Annotated in this window: 24 protein-coding genes; 16 read left to right on the forward strand and 8 right to left on the reverse strand. The window is 72.7% G+C overall.

The genetic code is table 11. The features are described 5' to 3' along the window. Positions 1-21: 21 nt before the first annotated feature. Complete coding sequence (locus tag F8R89_RS29635) at positions 22-3,069, forward strand: alpha-mannosidase (protein ID WP_151786816.1); 3,048 nt, start codon at positions 22-24, stop codon at positions 3,067-3,069. Between the two features lie 223 nt (positions 3,070-3,292). Here the strand turns inward: F8R89_RS29635 and F8R89_RS29640 are convergent, their stop codons facing one another. Next, on the reverse strand, positions 3,293-4,978 hold the full coding sequence (locus F8R89_RS29640) for a carbohydrate binding domain-containing protein (protein ID WP_151786817.1): 1,686 nt from the start codon (positions 4,976-4,978) through the stop codon (positions 3,293-3,295). 158 nt (positions 4,979-5,136) lie between these two features. Beyond that, on the reverse strand, positions 5,137-6,264 hold the full coding sequence (locus F8R89_RS29645) for an ATP-grasp domain-containing protein (RefSeq protein WP_151786818.1): 1,128 nt from the start codon (positions 6,262-6,264) through the stop codon (positions 5,137-5,139). Between the two features lie 274 nt (positions 6,265-6,538). Between F8R89_RS29645 and F8R89_RS29650 the strand changes: the two genes are divergently transcribed. Together F8R89_RS29650 and F8R89_RS29655 are read left to right on the forward strand one after the other, a co-directional pair. After that, positions 6,539-7,408, forward strand: a complete 870-nt coding sequence (locus F8R89_RS29650) for a metallophosphoesterase family protein (RefSeq protein ID WP_151786819.1) — start codon at positions 6,539-6,541, stop codon at positions 7,406-7,408. After that, positions 7,405-8,079 carry a 4'-phosphopantetheinyl transferase family protein gene (locus tag F8R89_RS29655; protein WP_151786820.1) on the forward strand — a complete coding sequence of 225 codons (675 nt, stop codon included), beginning with the start codon at positions 7,405-7,407 and terminating at the stop codon, positions 8,077-8,079. Before F8R89_RS29650 ends, F8R89_RS29655 begins: the two co-directional genes overlap by 4 nt. A gap of 20 nt (positions 8,080-8,099) precedes the next feature. On the opposite strand, the gene F8R89_RS29660 is transcribed toward F8R89_RS29655, so the two are convergent. The 3 genes from F8R89_RS29660 to F8R89_RS29670 form a co-directional block, all read right to left on the reverse strand. Next, a complete protein-coding gene (locus F8R89_RS29660) occupies positions 8,100-8,330 on the reverse strand; it encodes a hypothetical protein (RefSeq protein ID WP_151786821.1) in 231 nt (76 codons plus the stop codon). A gap of 129 nt (positions 8,331-8,459) precedes the next feature. Further along, entirely contained in the window at positions 8,460-8,984 is a 525-nt protein-coding gene (locus F8R89_RS29665; RefSeq protein WP_151786822.1) for a toxin-antitoxin system, toxin component, read from the reverse strand. 38 nt (positions 8,985-9,022) lie between these two features. Beyond that, the gene (locus F8R89_RS29670) at positions 9,023-9,673 is read right to left on the reverse strand and encodes a helix-turn-helix domain-containing protein (RefSeq protein WP_151786823.1); all 651 of its coding nucleotides are present in this window, start codon (positions 9,671-9,673) and stop codon (positions 9,023-9,025) included. A gap of 223 nt (positions 9,674-9,896) precedes the next feature. Between F8R89_RS29670 and F8R89_RS29675 the strand changes: the two genes are divergently transcribed. The 13 genes from F8R89_RS29675 to F8R89_RS29730 all read left to right on the forward strand — a co-directional run bounded on the left by F8R89_RS29675 (position 9,897) and on the right by F8R89_RS29730 (position 22,424). Beyond that, positions 9,897-10,559: a hypothetical protein gene (locus tag F8R89_RS29675; protein ID WP_192806267.1), complete on the forward strand. Its 663-nt coding sequence runs from the start codon at positions 9,897-9,899 to the stop codon at positions 10,557-10,559. Positions 10,560-10,692: 133 nt separating this feature from the next. Then, entirely contained in the window at positions 10,693-11,844 is a 1,152-nt protein-coding gene (locus tag F8R89_RS29680) for an NAD(P)/FAD-dependent oxidoreductase (protein WP_151786825.1), read from the forward strand. Next, on the forward strand, positions 11,841-12,143 hold the full coding sequence (locus F8R89_RS29685; RefSeq protein ID WP_151786826.1) for a (2Fe-2S)-binding protein: 303 nt from the start codon (positions 11,841-11,843) through the stop codon (positions 12,141-12,143). The genes F8R89_RS29680 and F8R89_RS29685 overlap by 4 nt, the downstream gene beginning before the upstream one ends. Then, entirely contained in the window at positions 12,136-12,276 is a 141-nt protein-coding gene (locus tag F8R89_RS36350) for a hypothetical protein (protein ID WP_192806268.1), read from the forward strand. Before F8R89_RS29685 ends, F8R89_RS36350 begins: the two co-directional genes overlap by 8 nt. Beyond that, on the forward strand, positions 12,269-13,717 hold the full coding sequence (locus F8R89_RS29690; protein ID WP_151786827.1) for an NAD(P)/FAD-dependent oxidoreductase: 1,449 nt from the start codon (positions 12,269-12,271) through the stop codon (positions 13,715-13,717). The genes F8R89_RS36350 and F8R89_RS29690 overlap by 8 nt, the downstream gene beginning before the upstream one ends. Beyond that, the gene (locus tag F8R89_RS29695; RefSeq protein ID WP_151786828.1) at positions 13,714-14,610 is read left to right on the forward strand and encodes a dihydrodipicolinate synthase family protein; all 897 of its coding nucleotides are present in this window, start codon (positions 13,714-13,716) and stop codon (positions 14,608-14,610) included. Before F8R89_RS29690 ends, F8R89_RS29695 begins: the two co-directional genes overlap by 4 nt. A gap of 6 nt (positions 14,611-14,616) precedes the next feature. Further along, positions 14,617-15,618, forward strand: a complete 1,002-nt coding sequence (locus F8R89_RS29700) for a proline racemase family protein (RefSeq protein WP_151786829.1) — start codon at positions 14,617-14,619, stop codon at positions 15,616-15,618. 88 nt (positions 15,619-15,706) lie between these two features. Then, positions 15,707-16,411, forward strand: coding sequence for a GntR family transcriptional regulator (locus F8R89_RS29705; protein ID WP_151786830.1), 705 nt, complete (start codon positions 15,707-15,709; stop codon positions 16,409-16,411). Between the two features lie 44 nt (positions 16,412-16,455). After that, positions 16,456-17,454 carry a LacI family DNA-binding transcriptional regulator gene (locus tag F8R89_RS29710; protein ID WP_192806269.1) on the forward strand — a complete coding sequence of 333 codons (999 nt, stop codon included), beginning with the start codon at positions 16,456-16,458 and terminating at the stop codon, positions 17,452-17,454. A gap of 144 nt (positions 17,455-17,598) precedes the next feature. Next, positions 17,599-18,948 (forward strand): ABC transporter substrate-binding protein, encoded by a 1,350-nt coding sequence (locus F8R89_RS29715; protein ID WP_151786831.1) that lies wholly within the window; start codon positions 17,599-17,601, stop codon positions 18,946-18,948. Positions 18,949-18,954: 6 nt separating this feature from the next. Continuing rightward, a complete protein-coding gene (locus tag F8R89_RS29720; protein WP_151786832.1) occupies positions 18,955-19,911 on the forward strand; it encodes a carbohydrate ABC transporter permease in 957 nt (318 codons plus the stop codon). Then, a complete protein-coding gene (locus F8R89_RS29725; RefSeq protein WP_151786833.1) occupies positions 19,908-20,768 on the forward strand; it encodes a carbohydrate ABC transporter permease in 861 nt (286 codons plus the stop codon). The genes F8R89_RS29720 and F8R89_RS29725 overlap by 4 nt, the downstream gene beginning before the upstream one ends. A gap of 54 nt (positions 20,769-20,822) precedes the next feature. Continuing rightward, positions 20,823-22,424 (forward strand): alpha-amylase family glycosyl hydrolase, encoded by a 1,602-nt coding sequence (locus F8R89_RS29730; RefSeq protein WP_151786834.1) that lies wholly within the window; start codon positions 20,823-20,825, stop codon positions 22,422-22,424. A 203-nt stretch (positions 22,425-22,627) separates the two neighbouring features. On the opposite strand, the gene F8R89_RS29735 is transcribed toward F8R89_RS29730, so the two are convergent. Genes F8R89_RS29735 through F8R89_RS29745 form a run of 3 tightly spaced genes read right to left on the reverse strand, consistent with a single transcriptional unit; the run spans position 22,628 to position 25,022 of the window. Next, positions 22,628-23,452: an ABC transporter ATP-binding protein gene (locus F8R89_RS29735; RefSeq protein WP_151786835.1), complete on the reverse strand. Its 825-nt coding sequence runs from the start codon at positions 23,450-23,452 to the stop codon at positions 22,628-22,630. Positions 23,453-23,472: 20 nt separating this feature from the next. Next, complete coding sequence (locus F8R89_RS29740; protein WP_151786836.1) at positions 23,473-24,252, reverse strand: ABC transporter permease; 780 nt, start codon at positions 24,250-24,252, stop codon at positions 23,473-23,475. After that, a complete protein-coding gene (locus tag F8R89_RS29745) occupies positions 24,249-25,022 on the reverse strand; it encodes an ABC transporter permease (RefSeq protein ID WP_151786837.1) in 774 nt (257 codons plus the stop codon). The genes F8R89_RS29740 and F8R89_RS29745 overlap by 4 nt, the downstream gene beginning before the upstream one ends. Between the last annotated feature and the right edge of the window lie 2 nt (positions 25,023-25,024).

Consider the following 25,024-nt stretch of genomic DNA (forward strand, 5'->3'; position numbering starts at 1 on the left):
TCTGCCTCCCTGGAGACCCCGATGCACGACGAACGCCGCCGGATCGAGGAGCGCGTCGAGCGCGTCCACACCCAGCGCGTCAAGCCCGCGATCTACGCCGCCACCGTCCCGTTCGAGGTCGAGGCCTGGCAGGCCCCGGGCGAGCCGGTCCCCTTCGAGGAGGCGGCGGCCGCCCCCTACACGCCCTTCGCGACGGGCACCCCGTGGGGCCCGCCGTGGGGCACCACCTGGTTCCGGATGCGCGGGCAGGTGCCCGCCGAGTGGGCCGGGCGGCGCGTCGAGGCGGTCATCGACCTCGGCTTCGTCGGCGACTGGCCCGGCAACCAGGCCGAGGGCCTCGTGCACCTCGCCGACGGCCGCCCCCTGAAGGCCGTCAACCCGCTCAACCAGTACGTGCCCGTCGGCAACCCCGTGGCGGGCGGCGAGGACGTCCACTACCTGGTCGAGGCCGCCTCCAACCCGGACATCCTGGCCGACGGCTTCGCCCACCCCACCCCGCTCGGCGACGTCCTCACCGCCGGCGACCGGCCGCTCTACACCTTCCGGCGCGCCGACCTCGCCGTCCTCGACGAGGAGGTCTGGCACCTCGACCTCGACCTCGCGGTGCTGCGCGAACTCATGGTGCACCTCGGCGAGCACGAGCCGCGCCGGCACGAGATCCTGCACGCCCTCGACCGCGCCATGGACACCCTCGACCTCGACGACGTCTCCGGCAGCGCCCCCGCCGTCCGCGAAGTGCTCGCGCCCGTCCTCGCCAAGCCCGCCCACGCCAGCGCGCACACCATCTCCGGCGTCGGGCACGCCCACATCGACTCCGCCTGGCTCTGGCCCATCCGCGAGACCAAGCGCAAGACGTCCCGCACCTTCTCCAACGTCACGTCGCTGGCCGACGAGTACGAGGAGTTCGTCTTCGCCTGCTCGCAGGCCCAGCAGTACGAGTGGGTGCGCGACCACTACCCGCACGTGTGGGCCCGGATCCAGGAGTCGGTGAAGAAGGGGCAGTGGGCGCCGGTCGGCGGCATGTGGGTCGAGGCCGACGGCAACCTGCCCGGCGGCGAGGCGCTCGCCCGCCAGCTGATCCACGGCAAGCGGTTCTTCATCGAGCACTTCGGCGTCGAGACCAAGGGCGTCTGGCTGCCGGACTCCTTCGGCTACACCGCCGCCTACCCGCAGCTCGCCAAGCTCGCCGGCAACGAGTGGTTCCTCACCCAGAAGATCTCCTGGAACCAGACGAACAAGTTCCCCCACCACACCTTCTGGTGGGAGGGCATCGACGGCACCCGCATCTTCACGCACTTCCCGCCCGTCGACACCTACAACGCCTGCTTCAGCGGCGAGGAGATGGACCGCGCCGTCCGCAACTACCAGGAGAAGGGCGGCGGTACGCGCTCCCTCGCCCCGTTCGGCTGGGGCGACGGCGGCGGCGGCCCCACCCGCGAGATCATGGAACGCGCCCGCCGGCTCGCCGACCTGGAGGGCTCACCGAAGGTCGTCGTCGAGCACCCGGACGCGTTCTTCGCCAAGGCCCGCGCCGAGTACGAGGACGCCCCCGTCTGGAACGGCGAGCTCTACCTGGAGCTGCACCGCGCCACCTACACCTCCCAGGCCCGCACCAAGCAGGGCAACCGGCGCAGCGAACACCTGCTGCGCGAGGCCGAGTTGTGGGCGACGACGGCCGCGCTCCACGCGCCGGGCTACACCTACCCGTACGAGAGGCTGGACCGGCTGTGGAAGACGGTCCTGCTGCACCAGTTCCACGACATCCTGCCGGGCTCCTCGATCGCCTGGGTGCACCGCGAGGCCGAGGCCGAGTACGCCCGGGTCGCCCGCGAGCTGGAGGAGCTGACCGCCGAGGCGGTGGCCGCGCTCGGCGGCGGAGGGGCCCGCGTCTTCAACACCAGCCCGTTCGACCGTACCGAGGTCGTCCGCACCCCCGACGGCACCCCCGCCTACGTCACCGTCCCCGCGAACGGCAGCGCGCCCCTCGCCGCCACCGAGCCCGAGGCACCCGTCACCGTCTCCGGACGCGTCCTCGACAACGGACTGGTCCGCGTCGAGGTCGCCGAGGACGGCACTATGGCCTCGGTGTTCGACCTGCGGGCGAACCGCGAGGTGCTCGCCGGCGCCGGCAACCTGCTGCGCCTGCACACCGACCTGCCCAACTACTGGGACGCCTGGGACATCGACAAGCACTACCGCAACCGCTACCGCGAGCTGCGCGACACCGAGTCGGTCACCGTCGTCGAGGACGGCCCGCTCGTCGCCGCGATCCGGGTCACCCGCGCCTTCGGCCAGGGCTCCACGATCACCCAGACGATCACGCTGCGGGCCGGCAGCCCCCGGATCGACTTCGCCACCGAGATCGACTGGCACGAGGCCGAGAAGATCCTCAAGGCCGGCTTCCCGGTGGACATCCGCGCCCCGCACTCGTCGGCCGAGATCCAGTTCGGGCACGTCCAGCGCCCCACCCACACCAACACCACCTGGGAGGCGGCCCGTTTCGAGGTCTCGGGGCACCGCTGGGTGCACCTGGCCGAGCCCGGCTACGGAGTCGCCGTCGTCAACGACTCCACGTACGGCCACGATGTGACCCGCACGGTCCGCGAGGACGGCGGCACGACGACCCGGGTCGGCCTCAGCCTGGTCCGCGCCCCCCGCGTCCCCGACCCCGAGGCCGACCAGGGCACCCACCGGCTCACCTACGCGCTGCTGCCCGGCGCGAGCATCGAGGACGCCGTCGCCGAGGGCTACGCCCTCAATCTGCCGCTGCGGGTGGCCGACGCCGCGGGCGCACCCGCGCCCGTCGTGTCCGTCGACGGCGACGGGGTGACGGTCGAGGCCGTCAAGCTGGCCGACGACCGCTCCGGCGACGTCGTCGTACGCCTCTACGAGTCCCGGGGCGGACGGGCGCGGGCCGTGCTGCGCACCGGGTTCCCGCTGGCCGGTGCCGAGATCACCGACCTGCTGGAACGGCCGCTGGAACCGGTCGCCGTGGACGGCGGGGTGCCGGTCTCGCTGCGCCCCTTCCAGGTGCTGACCCTGCGTCTGCGGCGCGCCGCGGGGAGCTGAGAACACGCCTTCGGGCCGGCCGGCCGCCACCCCCGTGACAGCGCCGGCCGGCCCGAAGCCCCCGTGCCCCCCGTAGGTCCCCCGTGCTTCCCCCCGTACGGACCCCCCGTTCGCCTTGCTCAGTGTCATGAGCGCGCGGGGGGCCGTCTGATACACCCACGCCGGAAGATTTTTTCCCCGGCGTGGGCGATCGGCGTGGGTGGTGGCTCGGGTGGGGGTGGACTCAGCCGGTGAAGCCGGCCGTGATGGACGTGAACTGCCAGGTGTTCTGGCTGATTCCGGAGCAGTTGCTCGTCACTCCGCCGCCCGCGCAGGGCCGGTCGCGGTTGACCGACCAGAAGGCCAGCCGGGCGATGTGCCGGGAGTTCGCCCAGTCCCGGATCTGCGTCCAGGTCCCGGGCGAGGTGAGCTCCTGCTGGTCGGAGAGGCCGTTCATGCCGGAGATGCCGAGGTGCGCGTAGGCGGTGGCGTCGTCCCAGCCGAACGTCGACCTCAGCTTGGTCTTCAGGCCCTCGGCCGCGCTCACGGTGCTGCCGTACATGTCGGCGCCGCCGCCGAAGTCGAACGGCATGATCGTGAAGACGTCGATGCCCGCGTTCAGCGCCTTGGCCTGCTCGATCAGCCGGTTGCCCCAGTAGGTCGGCCCGGTGGTGGAGGTGCCGAAGGTGATGATCGTCCGCAGACCCGGGTTGTTCGCCTTGACGATCTTCAGGGCGTTCAGGATCCGGTCCTGCACGGTCGCGTTCTCGAACTCGTCGGTGTTCTCGATGTCGACGTCGATCGCCTTCAGCCCGTAGGCGTCGATGACCTTCTGGTACGCGCCCGCCAGCGCCTCGGCGGTCGAGCAGTTCGGCCCGAGCTTGTTGCCGCTCCAGCCGCCGATCGACGGGACGACGTCACCGCCGGCGGCCCGGATGGAGTTGATGACGCTCTGGTCGTTGCCGCCGGTCAGCGCCCGCTGCCCGTCCCAGGAGGGGTTGCAGCCGCCGGAGGACAGGATGAACGCCAGGGTGTACCACTTGATCCCGGTCGCGCTCATCACCGAGGTGGCGCTCGGCGGATCGCCCCAGCCGAGGTACAGATAGGGCGCGGCCTGCTTGAAGCCGGTGCCGCCCCCGCCGCCCGAATCGGTCGTGACCGAGACGGAGTTGGAGGCCGCGGAGACGTTCCCGGCCGCGTCCCGTGCCTTCACCGTGAACGTGTAGGCGGTGCTGGGCGACAGGCCGCCGACCGTGGCGCTCGTCCCGGATACGCTGAGCACCTGGGTCGAGCCGCGGAACACGTCGTAGCCGGTCACGCCGACGTTGTCGGTCGAGGCGTTCCAGGCCAGCGACACACTCGTCGAGGACTTGCCGGTGGAGCGCAGATTGCCGGGGGCGCTCGGCGCCTGCCCGTCCGAGCCGCCGCCTCCGGGCCCGTCGAGGCTGATGTCGTCGGCCTGGTAGGTGCCCTGCCCGTACCAGCCGTGCAGATACACCGTGGCGCTGGTCTGCGAGGCGCCGGTCGTGAAGGTGAGCGACAGCTTGGCGTACGCCGACGGCGACGACGTCCAGGTGGAGGCACCGCCGTCCACGCCGAGGTAGACGTAGGAGCCGCGCACCCAGCCGCTGAGGGAGTACGTCGTGTTCGGCTGCACGGCGACGCTCTGCGAGCAGCGGGCGTTGTCGCTCGCGCTCGCCGCCCCGGACAGCGCCTTGGAGCCGCCGTGCACGGGTGAGGAGACGACGGAGCCGAGGTTGCCGGTGCAGGACCACGGGGAGAGTCCGCCCGACTCGAAGCCGGGGTTGGCCAGGACGTTGGCCGCGTGAGCGGTGCCGGGCAGGGCGACGGCCCCGGCGACCGCGAGGGCCGCCGTGCCGACGAGGGCGAGGAAACGGCGTCTGAGCCGTGCGAGAGGTCGGTTGCGCACGTCATCTCCCTGAAGAGAGTGGGGTGTTCGGGAGTGCACAGATGCTGAGAGGTGCGCTGACCAAGTTGGTATGGACCAATTCACCTGTCAAGGACTGCCGCAGGGATTGGTCCATACCGATGGTGTACGGGGGAGGCGGTGCCGCTGCCGCCGGTCTCCTACAGGGGCAGGGCCGCACCGGTCCCGACCGAGCCGGACTGTGCCGGTGCGGGCACCGCCGGGAGCAGGGGCGTCTCCGGCTCGTTGCGCTGCTGCGGGATCGACACCGGGCGCAGCGGACGCGGACCCGCGACCACCGTGTAGTCCTGCCCCAGGAACGGCGGGGTGACGACGCCCGGGTCCTCGCCGAGCGCCAGCCGCACGGCGAGCCACGGCACGTTCACCCCGCACAGCGACAGCTGGTGCAGACCGCCCGCCGGACGGGTGTTGACGTCCATCAGGACCGGGGTGTCGCCGAACATCCGGAACTGGATGTTGGACAGGTGGTGCAGCCCGAAGCCCTCCGCGACCAGCCGCGCCGGCTCCAGCCACTGCTCCTGGAGCGTGAACCCGCGCCGGCGCCCGTTCTTGACCCGGCCGATCGCCAGCCGCACCCGGTTGTCCGGGCCGGTGAGGCAGTCCACCGACACCTCCGGCTGCTCCAGGCGCGGCATCACCAGCCAGTCCACCGGCTCCTCGGTCCGCCGCAGCGCGTCCAGGACCAGGTCGAGCTGGACGTAGGGCGACGGGAAGCCGCTGAGGTGCGTCAGCGAGAACGGCGAGCGGGTGATCATCCGGAAGCCGACCCCGCCCGCGCCGGACGCCGGCTTGAAGCACGCCCGGTGTCCACCCGCCTCCAACTCCTCGACGGCGGCGAGCAGTTCGTCCGCGTCACGGACCCGGAACCACGGCGGCACCGGCACACCGATCGCCTGCACGGCCTCGTACGCGATCACCTTGTCCTGGAAGACGGCCACGGCCTCGGGCGGCGGCGCCAGCAGCGCCGTACCGGCCGCCTCGAACTCCGCGCGGTGCGCGACGATCGCCGCCTGGTGCAGCCGGGGCACGAAGACGTCGATCCCGCGGCGCCGGCACTGCGCGAGGGCGTACTCCACGTACCCGGCGGGGGACAGGCCCTCGGGCTCCAGCTCCGCCGTGTCGGCGGCGGCCAGCACGGGGGAGTCGGCGTCCCCGTGCGTCGCATGGATCTCCACCGCCCGGTCGCTGGGATTTCTGCGGAGCTGATCCATGAAGAACACGTTCTCCGCGTACGTGCGGTTGAGCCAGACGCGTACGCGAGAGACCATGCAGGGCCGTCCTTTCGGGGGTTCGCGGGCACGGCGAAGCAGCCCGTGCCCGGGCAGGGGAGGTTGGAGGTACACCGAACCGCCCCTGGCGAAGGGGTTCGAGGCGGTGGTGTCGGGGCGATCATACGACTTTCAAAGGGTGCCGCGTGCAACGTACGTGTTACGGATTTCCCCGCCCCGCACCCGAGCGGGAGCGGGGCGGACGGCCCGCCCTTGTGGCGGGTGCACGCCCTGTGTTCTCGTGGTGTCCTTCGGGTGATCGGGAGGGGCGAGGGTGACGTCGACGGCCGCGCGGACCGGGCGGCTGCTGGCCGTCAGCGACCTGCACATCGGGTACGACGAGAACCGCGCCCTCGTGGAGGCGATGCGCCCCGGCTCCGACGACGACTGGCTGCTCGTGGCCGGTGACGTGGCCGAGACCGTCGCCGACGTCACGTGGGCGCTCAAGACCCTCGCCGGCCGCTTCCGCCAGGTCGTCTGGGTCCCCGGCAACCACGAGCTGTGGACCCACCCCAAGGACTCCGTCACCCTGCGCGGCGCCGCCCGCTACGACCATCTGGTCGAGGTGTGCCGGGACCTCGGCGTGCTCACCCCTGAGGATCCCTACCCCGTGTGGGACGGCCCCGGCGGCCCGGTCGCCGTCGCCCCGCTCTTCCTCCTCTACGACTACTCCTTCCTCCCCGCGGGCTGCGCCACCAAGGAGGAGGGCCTCACATACGCGCACGGGACCGGCGTCGTCTGCACCGACGAGTACCTGCTGCACCCCGACCCGTACCCGACCCGCGACGCCTGGTGCGCGGCCCGGGTCGCCGCCACCGAGCGCCGGCTCGCCGCCCTCCCCGAGGACCTGCCCACCGTCCTCGTCAACCACTGGCCGCTGCACCGGCACCCGACCGACGTGCTCTGGTACCCCGAGTTCGCGATGTGGTGCGGCACCGCCCTGACCGACGACTGGCACCGCCGCTTCCGCGTCGAGGCCATGGTGTACGGCCACCTCCACATCCCGCGGACCACCTGGCACGAAGGCGTCCGCTTCGAGGAGGTCTCCGTCGGCTACCCCCGCGAATGGCGCCGGCGCCCGGAACCCCCGGGCCGCCTGCGGAACGTGCTGCCCCACGACACCACGAAGGACACCGCCCGTTGATCGAGGACCTGCTGCCACCGGCCACCGTGAGCGTCGAGGCGTACGGCGACGAGGAGCACCCGCCGCTCTTCCCCGAGGAGGAGGCGGTCGTGGCCCGGGCGGTGCCCAAGCGGCGCCGCGAGTTCGCCGCCGTACGCGGCTGCGCGCGCCGCGCCATGGAGAAGCTCGGGGTGCCCCCGCGGGCCGTGCTGCCGGGCGAGCGCGGCGCCCCCGGCTGGCCGCCCGGCCTGATCGGCAGCATGACCCACTGCGACGGGTACGCCGCCGCCGCGCTGGCCCGCGCCGGCGACCTGGCGTCGCTCGGCATCGACGCGGAGACCCACGAGCCGCTCCCGGACGGGGTGCTGGACGCCGTCGCGCTGCCCGCCGAGGCGGAGCGGCTGCGGCTGCTGGCGGCCACACACCCCTCGGTCCACTGGGACCGGCTCCTGTTCAGCGCCAAGGAGTCCGTCTACAAGGCGTGGTTCCCCCTCACCGGGAAGTGGCTGGACTTCTCCGAGGCCGACATCGCCGTCCTCGCCGGTGACGGCGATCCGCCCGGCGGCCTGTTCAGCGCCCGGCTGCTCGTGCCCGGCCCGGTGGTCGGCGGGCGCCGGCTCGACCGGTTCGAGGGGCGCTGGACGGTCGGGCGGGGGCTGGTGGCGACCGCCGTGAGCGTGCCGCACACCTGAGCCCCCGCGCGCGGGCGGCGTCAGGGCTCGGCCGGGCACCAGGTGCGCAGCAGATGGAAGAACTCCTCCTCGTGGCCCGTCAGCCCCGCGTCGGCCAGCGCCTGTTCGGCCTCGGCGAGGACGGCGGGCGGCACGACGGGTGGCCGGCCCGGTCCTGGGGCACCGTCGAACGCGGCTCGCACGGTGTGCAGGAGCCGCAGGTAGGCCTGGACGGCGGTGCGCTCGCGGTCGGTCAGTACGGCGGTGGGCATCGGTCGGCTCTCCCCGGGTCGGTGTCGTCGCGCCCCGCACGGCGGGGCGCCACCCACCAGCTTGCCGTCCACCACTGACAACGGGTCCGCACCGGCCGTCCGTTCGCCCCGTCGCCGCAGGTCAGGGGGTCACTTCTGCGGGCCCAGGTAGCCGAGCGAGGCCTCGATACGGCCCGCGAGATGGTCGCGCCGGCCCCGCGCCGAGGAATCCGCCAGCCAGGCGCGGCACTTGCTGGCCAGCAGCAGGCCGAAGCTCTCGGCCTCCTTCTCCTCCGCCTGGTCGAAGTGGTTGCGGGCGGCGACCTTCAGGACCGCCGAGCGCAGATCCGCCTCGCTGCCGAGCATCCGGGCCGCCACCGAGGCGCCCTCGATGCTGTGGCTGCAGTGACCGGCCTTCATGTGCCACAGCTCGTGGCCGAGGATCACCAGCTGGTGGTCGGGCGCGGTGCGTTCCTCGATCACCACGAGGTCCTGGTCGGCCATGTCGAGCCACAGCCCGCTCGCGGTGCCCGGCGGGAAGGCGGCCGTACGGAAGTGGACGGGGCGGCCCCGGCGTCTGCCCATCGCGTCGCACAGCGCGCCGTACAGCGTCTCGGGCGCCGCGGGTGCGGGAAGCCTGAGCTCCGCGACCAACTCGCTGCACAGGCGGCGCATTTCCCTACCGATGCCCAATGGTCTCCCGTTCCTCCCGGTCACGACTCGGGCCGCTTGACGCTCTCCAGGAGCATGTCCAGCCACTCGGCGACCTTGTCGCGGTGCTGGTCGGTGGGGAGCTGGGCGGCCCGCCAGGCGATGCCGCGCACACCGTGGTCCTGCAGGAGCCGCTCCAGCGGATCCTCGGCGGTCTGGGCCGCCTCGCGCTCCGCGAGTCTCTGCAGCAGGTCCTGCTCGGTGCGCTGGAGCGCGCCGGCCAGCGCCTCGGGGTCCTCGGCGGTCAGGAAGCCGGCGTGCACCCGGAAGAAGCGCTGGATGGCGTCGCAGTGCTCCATGGTGGGCCGCCGGTCGCCGTTGATGAGCGCGCCCGCCTGCTGACGGGACATGCCGGCGCCGTCGGCGATCTCCTGCTGGGTGTACCTGCGGCCGTTCGGCTTCAGGCGGGTGCGGCGCAGAAGGTCGAGCCGCTGGAGGAAGCGGGCCTGGACGTCCGGCTCGCCCGCGGGCCGGCCGCTCAGCAGGGCCTTGACGACGGACTCCGGGACACCGGAGGCGACGGAGAGCCGGCCGGTGTCGAACACCTCCGTGTGCGGCACGTCGAGCCGGTCGGCGAGCGCGGTGACGCGGGCGACGACGGCGGGCAGCGCGGCCGTCACCGTGGCGCCAGGGCCCTCAAAGCCATCCGTCACCGACAGATCTCCTACGTCTCTCACAGGCTCATCACAACCTGTTGCCGTGAACTCGACGAAGATTACCGGGTGGTTCGAACGCGCATCCAGGTTCCGCCACAACTGTGGCCAATTTCAGCCGTCAACACGCAGGGAATGCCACGATAGTTGACATGGCTCGGGCGGGGGCACCAGGATCAGGGCGCCGCGTGAAGGCCGCATAGGCAAGAGGGGTGACCTCCCGATGGCATATCAGGCAGGTGGGCAGCGGTCCGTACCGCGGCCCGTCCCCGAACGACCCGAGGCCCAGGCGTACCTGAGGGACTACGCCGTCCTCGTGGAGGCCGTGCCCTTCCCGTCCGTCGTCGTCGACCACCGCTGGGACGTCGTCCTGGCGAACACCGCTTTCGCGTCACTTTTCAGCGCCGTGGGACCGCACCCCACCGCGATGCCGCACGACAACCTCCTGCGGTTCGTCCTCTTCCACCCGGACGCCGCCGCCGTCCTCGGCGACCACGAGTCCAGCTGGTGCCTGCCGATGCTGGCGCACTTCGCCGACGCGTTGGAGCGGCACGGCCACGACCACGCGCTCCAGGCCGTCCGCCGGGACATCGCCCAGGACCCGCTCATGGAGGCCGCCTACCGGCAGGGTCTGCCGCACTGGATCCGCGCGGTGGGGGAGCGGGCCGTCGAGGAGGACGGCGCGGTGCGCCCCCTCCACCACCCCGACCCGCGCTGGGGCGCCACCGAGTGCAGGGTGGTCGACGAGACGCCCGCCACCCTGCGGGAGTTGGGCTACACCCGGCTGACGCTGGTGCTGCGCGAGGCGCGCCGCGAGCGGGGCAGGGCGCGCGGGGCGCGTCGTGACGCCTCGTATCTACGCGTGGTGCGTCCACCCGAGGACTGAACGGGGCACCGTCGGCGTTCAGGTCGCCGACGGCGCCCCGTCAGCACGCATCGCCGGGGGTGGTTCCCCTCCTGCTCGTTCACACTGCTTCCGCACTGTTCCGTCTCCCAGTGGTGTGTGACATATTACTGACGTGAGCGAGGGACTGACCTGCGACGTCGTGGTCGTGGGAGCCGGGATCACGGGCGCGGCCTGCGCCCTGTACGCCGCACGGGCCGGACTCGACGTGATCCTCGTCGACCGCGGCCCGGTCGCCGGCGGCACCACGGGCGCCGGCGAGGGCAACATCCTCGTCTCCGACAAGGAACCGGGACCCGAGCTGGCCCTCGCCCTGCTCTCCGCGCGCCTGTGGCGGTCCCTCGCCGAGGAGTTCGGGCCGGCCGTCGAGTACGAGGCGAAGGGCGGCCTCGTCGTCGCGTCCTCCCCGGACGGGCTCACCGCCCTGGAACGGTTCGCCGCCGCGCAGCGCGCCGCCGGGGTCACCGCCGAACCCGTCACCGGCACCGGCCTGCACGACCTCGAACCCGACCTGGCCCCCGGCCTCCCCGGCGGCGTCCACTACCCGCAGGACAGCCAGGTCATGCCCGCCCTCGCCGCCGCCACCCTGGCCCGTGCCGCCAAGGCCCGCCTGCTGACCGGCGTCACCGTCACCGGCGTCCTGCTCACCCGCGCCGGCGCGGTCCGCGGCGTCCGCACCGACCGGGGCGACCTGCACGCCCCCGCCGTCGTCAACGCGGCCGGCACCTGGGGCGGCGACCTCGCCGCGCTCGCGGGCGTGCACCTCCCCGTCCTGCCCCGGCGCGGCTTCGTCCTCGTCACCGAGCCGCTGCCGCGCCGGATCCGGCACAAGGTGTACGCCGCCGACTACGTGGCCGACGTGGCCAGCGACTCGGCCGCGCTGCAGACGTCCCCGGTCGTCGAGGGCACGGCCGCGGGGCCCGTGCTGATCGGCGCCAGCCGTGAACGCGTCGGCTTCGACCGGACGTTCTCGCTGCCCGTCGTCCGGGCGCTGGCCGCCGGCGCCACCCGGCTCTTCCCGTTCCTCCGGGACGTCCACGCGATGCGCGCCTACCTCGGCTTCCGCCCGTACACGCCGGACCACCTGCCCGCCGTCGGCCCCGACCCGCGCGTCCCCGGACTGTTCCACGCCTGCGGCCACGAGGGCGCCGGCATCGGACTGGCCCCCGCCACAGGGCACCTCGTCGCCCAGACCCTGACCGGGCGCACCCTCGATCTCGACCTGACGCCGTTCCGCCCCGACCGCTTCCCCGAGGAGGCCGCGTGAGAACCCCCCTGGACCTCGCCGACGCCCACCCCGGCCCCGCCTTCACGGTGACCCTCGACGGACGGGAGATCCAGGCGCTGCCCGGCCACACCGTCGCCGCCGCCCTCTGGACGGCCGGCGTCACGTCCTGGCGCACCACCCGCGCCGGGGGCCGCCCGCGCGGGCTGTTCTGCGGCATCGGCGTCTGCTTCGACTGCCTGGTCACCGTCAACGACCGCCCCAACCAACGGGCCTGCCTGGTGCGGCTGCGCCCCGGCGACGCGATCAGCACCCAGGACGGGACGGGCCACGATGCCTGACGGGGCGCCCCTGGACCCGCAGCTCGCCGTGGCCGGTGCGGGACCCGCCGGGCTCGGCGCACGGGGCGTACGGGTCATGCGGCTGGACGCGGCTCTGGAGGCTGCCGAGGAGCTGGAGGCCCACGATGCCTGACCGTGCCCCCGCATCCCCGGTCCCGCACCTCGCCGTCGTAGGCGCCGGACCCGCCGGGCTCGCCGCTGCCCTCGCCGCAGCCGCGCGCGGCGTGCGGGTCACGCTGCTGGACGCGGGCCCCCAGGCCGGCGGTCAGTTCCACCGGCGGCCCGCCGAAGGGCTCGGCGCCCGCAGGCCCCAGGCGCTGCACCACGCGTGGCGCACGGCGGAGCGACTCAGGAAGGGCCTGGAGGTCCACGTACGGGCGGGCCGGATACGGCACCTGACGGAGCATCAGGTCTGGGGAGTCGAACCCGGACCCGGCACCGGTTTCACCGTGCACGCCCTGCGTGGACCGGAGCAGCGCGAGCCCGTCGAGGTGTGTGCCGACGGTCTCGTCCTCGCCACCGGTGGCTATGAGCAGGTCCTGCCCTTCCCCGGCTGGACCCTTCCCGGGGTCGTCACCGCGGGCGGCGCGCAGGCCATGCTCAAGGGCACCCTGGCCGTGTCCGGCCGTACCGCCGTCGTGGCCGGCACCGGCCCGCTGCTGCTCCCGGTCGCGGCCGGGCTCGCCGCGGCCGGTGTCACCGTGGCCGCCCTCGTGGAGTCCGCCGACCCGAAGGCCCTCCTGGGGCACGCGCCCGTATGGGCGGCCCACCCCGCCAAACTCGCCGAAGGCGCCGGGTACGCGGCCGCGTTGCTGCGCCACCGCGTGCCGGTCCTCACCCGGCACACGGTCGTCGAGGCGCACGGCACCGACCGGCTGGAGGCCGTCACCGTCGCCGCGCTCGACGCCGGAGGACGCGTCCGGCCCGGCACCGCGCGGCGCATTCCCTGCGCGACCCTCGCCGTCGGCCACGGCATGCTGCCGCAGACCGACCTCGCCGGCACCCTCGGCTGCCGCCCGGACGGCCTCGCCGTGCACGTCGACGCCGAGCAGCGCACGGACGTGCCCGGCGTATGGGCCGCGGGGGAGGCCACCGGCATCGGCGGCGCCCAACTCTCCTTCGCAGAAGGGCACATCGCGGGCCGGTCCGCCGCCGCCCGTCTGCACGGCAGGCGGCCCGACCCCGCAGCGTGGGCGCGGGCCGCCCGAGCGCGGGACCGGGCGCGGGCCTTCGCCGCCGCCCTGGACACCGTGTACGCGCCGCCCGCGCACTGGACCGAGCAGGTCACCGACGACACGACCGTCTGCCGCTGCGAGGAGGTCACCGCCGGTGCCGTCCGCGAGGCCGTCACGGACCTCGGCGCGGGCGACAACCGCACGGTGAAACTGCTGACCCGGGCCGGGATGGGCTGGTGCCAGGGCCGGATGTGCGCCCCGGCCGTCGCCGCGCTCGCCGGCTGCCGACTCAGCCCGTCCCCCCGGCCGTTCGCCCGCCCCGTGCCCCTCGGGGTGCTCGCCCGGCGGGCGGACGACCCCGATGACACGGCACACCCCACTGGGAGGGAATCCGGATGACCGCCACCGAGCACCGCCCCTGGCACGGCGTCCTCGTCGCCACCGCGCTGCCGCTCGACGACGACCTGCGCGTCGACCTCGGCCGCTACGCCGAGCACTGCGCCTGGCTCGTCGAGAACGGCTGCGACGGCGTCGTCCCCAACGGCTCGCTGGGGGAGTACCAGGTGCTGACCCCCGAAGAGCGTGCGAAGGTCGTCGAGACGGCGGTGAAGGCCGTCGGAGGCGCACGCGTGATGCCCGGTGTCGCCGCGTACGGCTCGGCCGAGGCCCGGCGCTGGGCCGAGCAGGCCAGGGACGCGGGCTGCGCGTCGGTGATGCTGCTGCCGCCCAACGCGTACCGTGCCGACGAGCGTTCGGTGCTCGCGCACTACGCCGAGGTCGCGCGGGCCGGCGTACCCGTCGTCGCGTACAACAACCCCATCGACACCAAGGTCGACCTGGTCCCCGAACTGCTGGCCCGGCTGCACGGCGAGGGCTACGTCCAGGCGGTCAAGGAGTTCTCCGGCGACGTCCGCCGCGCCTACCGCATCGCCGAACTCGCCCCGGACCTCGACCTGCTGATCGGCGCGGACGACGTCCTGCTGGAGCTGGCCGTGGCCGGCGCCAAGGGCTGGGTCGCCGGGTACCCGAACGCGCTGCCGCGCGCCTGCGTCGAGCTGTACCGGGCGGCCACCGCCGGCGACATCGCCACGGCCCGCGAACTGTACGGCCGGCTGCACCCGTTGCTGCGCTGGGACTCGCGGGTGGAGTTCGTCCAGGCCATCAAGCTGTCGATGGATGTCGTGGGCCGTCACGGCGGACCCGTGCGCCCGCCGCGCGTCCCGCTGCTGCCCGCACAGGAGGCCGCCGTGCGGGCGGCCACGGAGAAGGCCGTCGCGGCCGGAATGGCGTAGGCGGCCATGCGCAGCAAACTCGTCCTGCACGCCGTCGACTCGCACACCGAGGGCATGCCCACCCGGGTCGTCACCGGTGGGGTCGGCCCGGTGCCCGGCGCCACCATGAACGAGCGGCGCCTGTACTTCCGCGAGCACCGCGACCACATCAAGCGGCTGCTGATGAACGAGCCGCGCGGGCACGCCGCCATGAGCGGGGCGATCCTCCAGCCGCCCACCCGCCCCGACTGCGACTGGGGGGTGATCTACATCGAGGTCTCCGGCTATCTGCCGATGTGCGGGCACGGCACCATCGGTGTGGCGACCGTGCTGGTGGAGACCGGCATGGTCGAGGTGGTCGAGCCGGTCACCACGATCCGGCTCGACACCCCGGCCGGTGTCGTGGTCGCCGAGGTGGCCGTCGAGGACGGCGCCGCGAAGGAGGTCACCCTGCACAACGTGCCGTCCTTCACGGTCGACCTGGACCGCGAGGCCACCCTCGCGGACGGACGGACGGTGACCTACGACCTGGCCTACGGCGGCAACTTCTACGCGATCCTGCCGCTGGAGCGGTTCGGGCTGCCCTTCGACCGGTCCCGCAAGGACGACATCCTCGCCGCCGGGCTGTCCCTGATGGAGGCCGTCAACGCCGTGGACGAGCCCGTCCACCCCGAGGACCCGTCCATCCGCGGCTGCCACCACGTCCACCTGCTCGCCCCCGGCTCGACCGCCCGGCACTCCCGGCACGCGATGGCCATCCACCCCGGCTGGTTCGACCGCTCGCCGTGCGGGACGGGCACCAGCGCACGCATGGCGCAACTGCACGCGCGCGGCGAACTGCCGTTGCGCACCGAGTTCGTGAACGAGTCGTTCATCGGCACCCGCTTCACCGGGCGCCTCCTCGGCACCACGCGGGTCGGCGGACACACCGCCGTCCTGCCCAGCTTCACGGGCCGCGCGTGGATCACCGGCACCGCCCAGTACCTGCTCGACCCCACCGACCCGTTCCCGGAGGGGTTCGTGCTGTGACCGGTGGCGGGCCGGGCGGGCCGGGAGGCGAGGATAATGCCCGGTACCGCGTGACATTGCACAGAGGCACGACCCGAGGAGACACCGCATGGCCGCCCAGCGCACCGGCGCCCCGTCCACCGCCGCCGCCCCGGCGCTGCCCTCCCTGGGCGGCCGCAGGAGCAGCTACCGGGAGCGGGTCGCGGACGCCCTGCGGGCCGCGCTGATCGCCGGTGAACTGCGGCCCGGCGAGGTGTACTCGGCGCCCGGGCTCGCCGCCCGCTTCGGCGTCTCGGCGACCCCGGTGCGCGAGGCCATGCTCGACCTCGCCAAGGAGGGGCTGGTCGACACCGTGCCGAACAAAGGGTTCCGGGTCACCGCCGTGTCCGAGAAGCAGCTCGACGAGTACACGCACGTCCGGGCGCTCGTGGAGATCCCGACGGTCGCCGGGCTGGCCGCCACCGCCGACGCCGTGTCCCTGGAGGCGCTGCGGCCCGCCGCCCGGGAGATCGTCCGGGCGGCGGACGCCGGTGACCTCATCGCGTACGTGGAGGCCGACACGCGCTTCCACCTCGGTCTGCTCGCCCTCGCCGGGAACGCCCACCTCGTCGAGGTCGTCCGGGACCTGCGCGGGCGCTCCCGGCTGTACGGGCTGACCGCACTGGTCGAGGCCGGGCGGCTGCGAGCCTCCGCCGAGGAGCACCTGGAACTGCTCGACGCGCTGCTCGCCCGGGACGAGCGGGCGGTGCGGGAGGTCATGACCCGGCACCTCGGCCATGTCCGGGGCCTGTGGGCGGCACACGGCGAGGACTGACCCGTACGCAAGCAGTTTGCAATTCTTGCGCTATTCTTGCGTGCATGACGCGACGACTTGCTGAAGTGGCGAAGAAGGTCGGGGTCAGCGAGGCCACGGTCAGCCGGGTGCTCAACGACAAGCCCGGTGTCTCCGAGGCCACCCGGCAGGCGGTGCTCTCCGCCCTCGACGTGCTCGGCTACGAGCGCCCCACCCAGCTGCGCGGCGAACGCGCGCGTCTGGTCGGCCTGGTGCTGCCCGAGTTGCAGAACCCGATCTTCCCGGCGTTCGCCGAGGTGATCGGCGGGGCGCTGGCCCAGCTCGGGCTGACCCCCGTGCTGTGCACACAGACCAAGGGCGGGGTCTCCGAGGCCGACTACGTCACGCTGCTCCTGCAGCAGCAGGTCTCCGGGGTGGTCTTCGCCGGCGGCCTCTACGCGCAGGCGGACGCCCCGCACGACCACTACCGGCAGCTCGCCGACCGCAACATCCCGGTGGTGCTGGTCAACGCGGCCATCGAGCATCTGGGCTTCCCGGCCGTCTCCTGCGACGACGCGGTGGCCGTGGAGCAGGCGTGGCGGCATCTGGCCTCCCTGGGCCACGAGCGCATCGGGCTGGTGCTGGGGCCGGGCGACCACGTGCCGTCGGCGCGCAAGCTGACGGCCGCCCGGGAGATCGCCGCCGAGCTGCCCGACGAGCACGTGGCGCGGGCGATCTTCTCCATCGAGGGCGGGCACGCGGCCGCCTCCCGGCTCATCGACCGGGGTGTCACCGGCATCATCTGCGCGAGCGACCCGCTGGCCCTCGGCGCCGTACGGGCCGCCCGCCGCAAGGGACTCGACGTCCCGTCGGAGATCTCCGTCGTCGGCTACGACGACTCGGCGTTCATGAACTGCACCGAGCCCCCGCTCACCACCGTCCGCCAGCCGATCGAGGCCATGGGCCGGGCGGCCGTCGAGCTGCTGAACGCCCAGATCGCGGGCACCCCCGTCCCCGCGGAGGAACTGCTCTTCGAGCCCGAACTGGTGGTGCGCGGCTCCACGGCGCAGGCGCCTCGCCGCTGACCCGGGACCCGCTCGCGAAAGGACCGTCACCGCCGACCCATCCGCTGTTCAAAAATTGCAAATCTCGCGCGACATCTTGCGCTCGGATGTCGTCGGTGCTTGAGTGTGCGGCGCCCACCGCTCCATGCCCAGAGGGGTCCACCGATGAGAAGCACCGGGTTCCGCCGTACCTTTGCCGCGCTGAGCGTCTGTTCGCTCGCCCTCGCCGCGTCCGCCTGCGGTTCGGGCGACGACGACTCGGCGAGCGGCAAGACCCGCATCACGGTCAACTGCATGCCGCCCAAGAGCGCCAAGGTCGACCGCCAGTTCTTCGAGCAGGACGTCGCCGACTTCGAGCGGCAGAACCCGGACATCGACGTCGTGCCCCATGACGCGTTCCCCTGCCAGGACCCGAAGACCTTCGACGCCAAGCTCGCCGGCGGGCAGATGGAGGACGTCTTCTACACGTACTTCACCGACGCCCGCCACGTCGTCGACATCAAGCAGGCGGCCGACATCACGCCGTACGTCAAGGAGCTCAAGAGCTACGGCACCATCCAGCAGCAACTGCGCGACATCTACACCGTCGACGGCAAGATCTACGGCGTCCCGCGCACCGGCTACTCGATGGGGCTGATCTACAACAAGGCGCTCTTCGCCAAGGCGGGCCTCGACCCCGACAAGCCCCCGGCCACCTGGGACGAGGTCCGCACCGCCGCCAAGAAGATCGCCGGCCTCGGCGGCGGCACGGTCGGGTACGCCGACTACAGCGCCCAGAACCAGGGCGGCTGGCACTTCACCGCCGAGCTGTACTCCCGGGGCGGCGACGTCGTCGCCCCCGACGGCAAGAAGGCCACCGTCGACTCGCCCGAGGGCCGCGCCGTCCTGCAGACCCTCCACGACATGCGCTGGAAGGACGACTCGATGGGCAGCAAGCAGCTGCTCGTCATCAACGACGTCCAGCAGATGATGGGTTCGGGCAAGCTCGGCATGTACCTGGCCGCCCCCGACAACATCCCGATCCTCGTCAAGGAGAAGGGCGGGAACTACAAGGACCTCGCCCTCGCTCCCATGCCGGGCGGCAAGGGCACCCTGATCGGCGGCGACGGCTACATGTTCAACAAGAAGGCCAGTCCCGAGCAGATCCGCGCCGGCCTGAAGTGGCTCGACCACATGTTCCTCACCCCCGGAGACGGCTTCCTCGGCGACTACGCCCGCGCCAAGAAGAACGACGCCCCCGTGGGCCTGCCCGAACCCCGCCTGTTCACCGGCGCCGCCGACGCCAAGGACCAGGAGGTGAAGAAGGCCAACGCCAACGTCCCGGTGGAGAACTACCAGCCGTTCCTCGACGGCAACCAGAGCCTCGACATGAAGATCGAGCCGCCGAGCGCCCAGCAGATCTACTCCGTCCTCGACGGTGTCGTCTCCGCCGTCCTCACCAAGGAGGACGCCGACATCGACCAGCTCCTGAAAGACGCGTCCGGCAAGATCGACGGAATCCTGGACCGGGGCTGACCCGTCATGACCGACACGGCTCAGCGACGGACCGTCGCGAAGGTCGCGGTACACCCCGTGCAGGCGCCGCCCCCGGCAGGGGACCGGAGGCGGCGCCGCCTCGCCGACCAGGCCCGCGCCTACGGCTTCCTCGTCGGCGGACTCGTCTGCTTCGCCCTGTTCTCCTGGTACCCGGCGATCCGCGCGGTCGTGATCGCCTTCCAGAAGTACACGCCGGGCGGCGAGCCCGAGTGGGTCGGCACCGCCAACTTCACCCGCGTCTTCCAGGACCCGGAGTTCGGCGCTGCCTGGCGCAACACGCTCACCTTCACGCTGCTCGCCCTGCTGATCGGCTTCGCGATCCCCTTCGTGCTCGCCCTGGTCCTCAACGAACTCCGGCACGCCAAGGCGTTCTTCCGGGTCGTGGTGTACCTGCCGGTGATGATCCCGCCGGTGGTCAGCGCCCTGCTGTGGAAGTGGTTCTACGACCCCGGCACCGGACTCGCCAACGAGGCGCTGCGCTTCCTGCACCTGCCGACCTCGAACTGGTCCAACGGCGCCGACACCGCGCTGGTCTCCCTCGTCATCGTCGCCACCTGGGCCAACATGGGCGGCACCGTGCTGATCTACCTCGCGGCGCTCCAGTCCATCCCCGGCGAGCTGTACGAGGCGGCCGAACTCGACGGCGCGAACCTGCTCCAGCGCGTCCGGCACGTCACGATCCCGCAGACCAGGTTCGTGATCCTGATGCTGATGCTCCTTCAGATCATCGCCACCATGCAGGTGTTCACCGAACCGTTCGTGATCACCGGCGGCGGCCCGGAGAACGCCACGGTCACCGTCCTCTACCTGATCTACAAGTACGCCTTCCTCTACAACGACTTCGGCGGAGCCTGCGCCCTGAGCGTGATGCTCCTCGTGCTCCTCGGCGCCTTCTCCGCCGCGTACCTGCGACTGACCCGCACGGAAGGGGAGAGCGCATGAGCACCCGGACCCTCCTCTCGCCGGCCGCCCTGGCCCGGCCGCGCGGCAAGGCCGTCTACTGGACCGTGTTCACCGGCACCGTCCTGCTGTTCGTGATCGCGTTCCTCTTCCCCGTCTACTGGATGGTCACCGGCGCGATGAAGTCGGCGGACGAGGTCGCCAGGACCCCGCCCACCCTGGTCCCGGAACGCTGGCACGTCAGCGGCTACACCGACGCCTGGGACCTGATGCAGCTGCCCGAACACCTGTGGAACACCGTCGTCCAGGCCGCCGGCGCCTGGCTGTGCCAGCTGGTGTTCTGCACGGCCGCCGCCTACGCCCTGTCCAAGCTGCGGCCCGCCTTCGGCAAGGTGATCCTGGGCGGCATCCTCGCCACCCTCATGGTCCCCGCCCAGGCACTGGTCGTGCCGAAGTACCTGACCGTGGCCGACCTCGGGCTGCTCAACGACCCCGTGGCGATCTGGCTGCCGGCCGTCGCCAACGCCTTCAACCTCTACCTGCTCAAGCGGTTCTTCGACCAGCTCCCGCGCGATGTGCTGGAGGCCGCCGAGATGGACGGCGCCGGCCGGCTGCGCACCCTGTGGTCGATCGTGCTGCCGATGTCCCGGCCGGTCCTCGGCGTGGTGTCGATCTTCGCCCTGGTCGCCGTCTGGCAGGACTTCCTCTGGCCGCTGATGGTGTTCTCCGACACCGACAAACAGCCCATCAGCGTCGCGCTCGTCCAGCTGTCGCAGAACATCCCGCTGACCGTGCTCATCGCCGCGATGGTCATCGCGAGCATCCCCATGGTCGCGATGTTCCTCGCCTTCCAGCGGCACATCATCGCGGGCATCGGCGCGGGCAGCACCAAGGGCTGATGTCCCCGGAACGCCTCCGGACGCCCTCCCCCTCCCGACAGAAAGGGCCACACCGTGGCACAGTCCCGTCCTGCCGCCGCACCGTGGTGGCGCTCCGCCGTCATCTACCAGGTCTACGTCCGCAGCTTCGCGGACGGCGACGGCGACGGCACCGGCGACCTCGCGGGCGTCCGCGCCCGGCTGCCGTACCTCGCCGAACTCGGCGTGGACGCCCTGTGGTTCACCCCCTGGTACGTCTCCCCGCTGAAGGACGGCGGCTACGACGTCGCCGACTACCGGGCGATCGACCCGGCCTTCGGCACCCTCGCCGAGGCGGAGAAGCTGATCGCGGAAGCCGGTGAGCTGGGCATCCGCACGATCGTCGACATCGTGCCCAACCACGTCTCCGACCAGCACCCCTGGTTCCGCGCCGCCCGCGAGGCCGGACCCGGCAGCCCCGAGCGCGAACTGTTCCACTTCCGGCCCGGACGCGGCCCCGACGGCTCCCTCCCGCCCAACGACTGGCCGTCGGAGTTCGTCGGCTCCACCGACCCCGTCTGGACGAGGCTGCCCGACGGCGAGTGGTACCTGCACCTGTTCACCCCCGAACAGCCCGACCTCAACTGGGCCCACCCGGCCGTCCGCCAGGAACACGAGGACATCCTGCGCTTCTGGTTCGAACGGGGCGTCGCCGGCGTCCGCATCGACTCCGCCGCCCTGCTCGCCAAGGACCCGGAGCTGCCCGACCTCGCCTCCGCCCCCGACCCGCACCCCTACGTCGACCGCGACGAACTCCACGACGTCTACCGCTCCTGGCGGGCCGTCGCCGACGAGTACGACGGCGTCTTCGTCGGCGAGGTCTGGCTGCCCGACCCCGAGCGGTTCGCCCGCTATCTGCGCCCCGACGAACTGCACACCGCCTTCAACTTCTCGTTCCTGTCCTGCCCGTGGGACGCGGAGCGGCTGCGGACGTCGATCGACACCACCCTCGCCGAGCACGCCCCCGTAGGCGCCCCCGCCACCTGGGTGCTGTGCAACCACGACGTCACGCGCACGGTCACCCGGTACGGCCGCGCCGACACCGGCTTCGACTTCGCCACCAAGGCGTTCGGCACCCCCACCGACCTCGCCCTCGGTACCCGCCGCGCCCGCGCCGCCGCGCTGCTCTCCCTGGCGCTGCCCGGCTCCGTCTACCTCTACCAGGGCGAGGAACTGGGCCTGCCCGAGGCGGACATCCCGCTCGACCGCATCGAGGACCCCATGCACGCCCGCTCCGGCGGCACCGACCCGGGCCGCGACGGCTGCCGGGTGCCGCTGCCCTGGGCGGCCGGGGAGCCGTACGCCGGCTTCGGCGCCCGGGTGGAGCCCTGGCTGCCGCAGCCCGAGGGGTGGGCCGCGTACGCCGCCGACCGGCAGGCCGCCGACCCCGGCTCCCTGCTCACCCTGTACCGCCGGGCCATCGCGCTGCGACCGGAGTTCGGCGAAGGGCCGTTGACCTGGGTGCCGTCGCCCGACGGTGTGCTCGCCTTCACCCGGGCCCCCGGCACCCTCTGCGTGGTCAACCTGTCCGGCACGCCCGCCGACCTGCCCCCGCACACCGAACTCCTGCTCGGCAGCGGGCCGCTGGACCCCGACGGCCGGCTGCCCCAGGACACCGCGGTCTGGCTGCGCACCTGAGACCGCCCCTCGCTCTCCCGCCATCCCCACGAAGGGATCAGCCCAAGCACCCCACCGAAGGGTGACAGCGACCCATACGGGTGCCGCGGGCGTCGGCCGGGTCGGGCACCTTCACCGTCACCGTCCTGGGCAGCACCGCCGGCACCACCCAGCAGCATCCCCGGCTGTCGGTGAGCGCCAACACCGGCCCGCAGAAGACTAGTTCAGCGAGGTGGAGGCGTACTCGACTTCGTGAGGGCGTCCGGGGCCTTCGGCACGTCCCCGCGCTTCGCCGCCTGGATCTGCTCGTACACACGGGTGCGCAGGGCGGCGAAGCGCGGGTCGACGCGGGTGCGCAACTGGTCGCGTCCGGCGGGCAGATCGACCGTGAGCTGCTCCCGGACGACCGTCGGGGACGCGGACAGCACGATCACCCGTTCCCCGAGATAGACGGCCTCGTCGATGTCATGGGTGACGAAGAGGATCGTGATGCCGCGTTCCCCCCACAACCCCCGCACCAGGTCCTCCAGATCGGCCCTGGTCTGCGCGTCCACGGCGGCGAACGGCTCGTCCATCAGCAGCACCCGCGGCTCGTACGCCAGCGCCCGGGCGATCGCGACCCGCTGCTGCATCCCGCCCGACAACTGCCACGGATAGGCGCCGGCCGCGTCCGCGAGACCCACCGACTCCAGGGCGTCCCGCACCAGCGCCCGGCGCCGGGCCCTGCCCAGGTCCTTCTTCTGCCGCAACGGCAGTTCGACGTTCTCGCCGACCCGCATCCACGGGAACAGGCTGCGGCCGTACTCCTGGAAGACGAACGCCATCGCGGGCGGCGGCCCGTCGACCCGCCGCCCCTCCAGCAGCACCTCGCCGCCGGTCGGCGCGAGCAGCCCGGCCACGCACTTCAGCAGGGTGGTCTTGCCGCAGCCCGACGGGCCGACGAGGCAGACCAGTTCGCCCGGGTCGACGGTGAAGGTCAGGTCGCGGACCGCCTCCACCCGCCGTCCCGAGGCCTCGTAGACCTTCCGCAGACCCCGTACGTCCAGCATGGAACGCCCTTTCTGCAAGTTCACGGCGACCGCCGGGCCGAGGCGCGCAGACCGTGGTACCAGCCGAGCACCCGCCGCTCGACCAGCCGGAAGACAAGCGACAGCACGACGCCCAGCGTCCCGAGGAGGAGGATGCCGGTCCACATGTCGGGGATCGCGAACCCCCGCTGGAACTGCACGATGGTGAAGCCGAGCCCGTTGCTGGCGGCGAACATCTCGCTGATCACCATGAGGATGATGCCGATGGACAGGGCCTGGCGCAGTCCCGCGAAGATCTGCGGGCCCGCCGAGGGCAGCACCAGGCTCCGCAGCCGGGCCGCCCCCGAGATCCCGTAGGACCGGGCCGTCTCCGCCATCACCGGGTCCACCGCGCGGACGCCCTCCACGGTGTTCAGCAGCACGGGCCAGACGCAGCCGCTCGCGATCACCGCGACCTTCATCGTGTCGCCGATCCCCGCGAACAGCATGATGACCGGCACCAGAACGGGCGGCGGTATCGCGCGCAGGAACTCCAGGACCGGTTCGCACACCGCCCGCACCCGCCGGTGGGAGCCGATGAGCGTGCCGAGCGCCACCCCGGCGACGGCCGCCAGCGCGTAACCGGCCGCCAGCCGCCACACGCTCGGCAGGACGTCGCCGCGCAGCCGGTCCGCCGTCCACACGTCCGGGAACGCCGTGAGGATCGTCCGCAGCGGCGGCCAGTACACGTCCGTGCTGCCGGCCGACGCCACCCACCAGACGGTGACCAGCACGGCGGGCAGCGCGCACGCCAGGACCAGCCGCAGCAGCACCCGTCTCACACCGTCACCTCTCCGCGCACCGACTGGTGCCAGGCCAGCGCCCGGCGCTCCACCGCACGCGCCCCCACGTTGATGACGAGCCCCAGCAGGCCCGTCACCACGATCAGCGCGTACATCTCGGGCACCGCCTGCGAGGTCTGCGCCACGCCGATGCGCTGCCCGAGCCCCGGCGCCCCGATGACGAGTTCGGCGGTGACGGCGAGGATCAGCGCGACGGCCGCCGCGAGCCGCACGCCCGTCATCACATAGGGCAGCGCGGTCGGCCACAGCACGTACCGGATGCGCGCCCAGGGGCCCAGACCGTACGACCGCGCCGTCTCCTCGGCGACCGGGTCGACGTCCTGGACGCCGTACAGGACCTGGATGAGCACCTGCCAGAAGGACGCGTAGACGACGAGCAGGAGTACCGAGCGCAGTTCGGAGCCGTAGAGCAGCACCGCGAGCGGGATGAGGGCGACGGAGGGGATGGGCCGCAGGAACTCGACGGTGGAGGCGGTGGCCTGCCGCAGATACGGCACGACCGACAGGACGACGCCGAGCACGATCCCCGCGCCGGACGCGAGCGCGAGGCCCAGCGCCCAGCCGGTGAGCGTGTCGCCGAGCGCGGTCCAGAACGCGGGGTCGGCGGCCTCGTCCCCGAGCGCGACGGCGATCCGGCCGGCCGGCGGCAGATAGTCGTCGTCCACCAGGCCGAGTCGCGGCACCGCCTCGGCGAGGGCCAGGAAGCCGGCGAGCCCCGCCACGCCGAGCGCGGCGTTCGTGCCCCTCACCG

The organism is Streptomyces sp. SS1-1, assembly GCF_008973465.1.
Taxonomy (GTDB): Bacteria; Actinomycetota; Actinomycetes; order Streptomycetales; family Streptomycetaceae; genus Streptomyces.

Excerpts from the sequence above, each read along its gene's own strand:
- F8R89_RS29675 (WP_192806267.1), top strand. The coding sequence starts at position 9,897 with ATGGCATATCAGGCAGGTGGGCAGCGGTCCGTACCGCGGCCCGTCCCC.
- F8R89_RS29665 (WP_151786822.1), bottom strand. The coding sequence starts at position 8,984 with ATGCGCCGCCTGTGCAGCGAGTTGGTCGCGGAGCTCAGGCTTCCCGCA.
- F8R89_RS29660 (WP_151786821.1), bottom strand. The coding sequence starts at position 8,330 with ATGCCCACCGCCGTACTGACCGACCGCGAGCGCACCGCCGTCCAGGCC.
- F8R89_RS29635 (WP_151786816.1), top strand. The coding sequence starts at position 22 with ATGCACGACGAACGCCGCCGGATCGAGGAGCGCGTCGAGCGCGTCCAC.
- F8R89_RS29705 (WP_151786830.1), top strand. The coding sequence starts at position 15,707 with ATGGCCGCCCAGCGCACCGGCGCCCCGTCCACCGCCGCCGCCCCGGCG.
- F8R89_RS29690 (WP_151786827.1), top strand. The coding sequence starts at position 12,269 with ATGCCTGACCGTGCCCCCGCATCCCCGGTCCCGCACCTCGCCGTCGTA.
- F8R89_RS29735 (WP_151786835.1), bottom strand. The coding sequence starts at position 23,452 with ATGCTGGACGTACGGGGTCTGCGGAAGGTCTACGAGGCCTCGGGACGG.
- F8R89_RS29695 (WP_151786828.1), top strand. The coding sequence starts at position 13,714 with ATGACCGCCACCGAGCACCGCCCCTGGCACGGCGTCCTCGTCGCCACC.
- F8R89_RS29725 (WP_151786833.1), top strand. The coding sequence starts at position 19,908 with ATGAGCACCCGGACCCTCCTCTCGCCGGCCGCCCTGGCCCGGCCGCGC.
- F8R89_RS29710 (WP_192806269.1), top strand. The coding sequence starts at position 16,456 with ATGACGCGACGACTTGCTGAAGTGGCGAAGAAGGTCGGGGTCAGCGAG.
- F8R89_RS36350 (WP_192806268.1), top strand. The coding sequence starts at position 12,136 with ATGCCTGACGGGGCGCCCCTGGACCCGCAGCTCGCCGTGGCCGGTGCG.
- F8R89_RS29645 (WP_151786818.1), bottom strand. The coding sequence starts at position 6,264 with ATGGTCTCTCGCGTACGCGTCTGGCTCAACCGCACGTACGCGGAGAAC.
- F8R89_RS29715 (WP_151786831.1), top strand. The coding sequence starts at position 17,599 with ATGAGAAGCACCGGGTTCCGCCGTACCTTTGCCGCGCTGAGCGTCTGT.
- F8R89_RS29700 (WP_151786829.1), top strand. The coding sequence starts at position 14,617 with ATGCGCAGCAAACTCGTCCTGCACGCCGTCGACTCGCACACCGAGGGC.
- F8R89_RS29720 (WP_151786832.1), top strand. The coding sequence starts at position 18,955 with ATGACCGACACGGCTCAGCGACGGACCGTCGCGAAGGTCGCGGTACAC.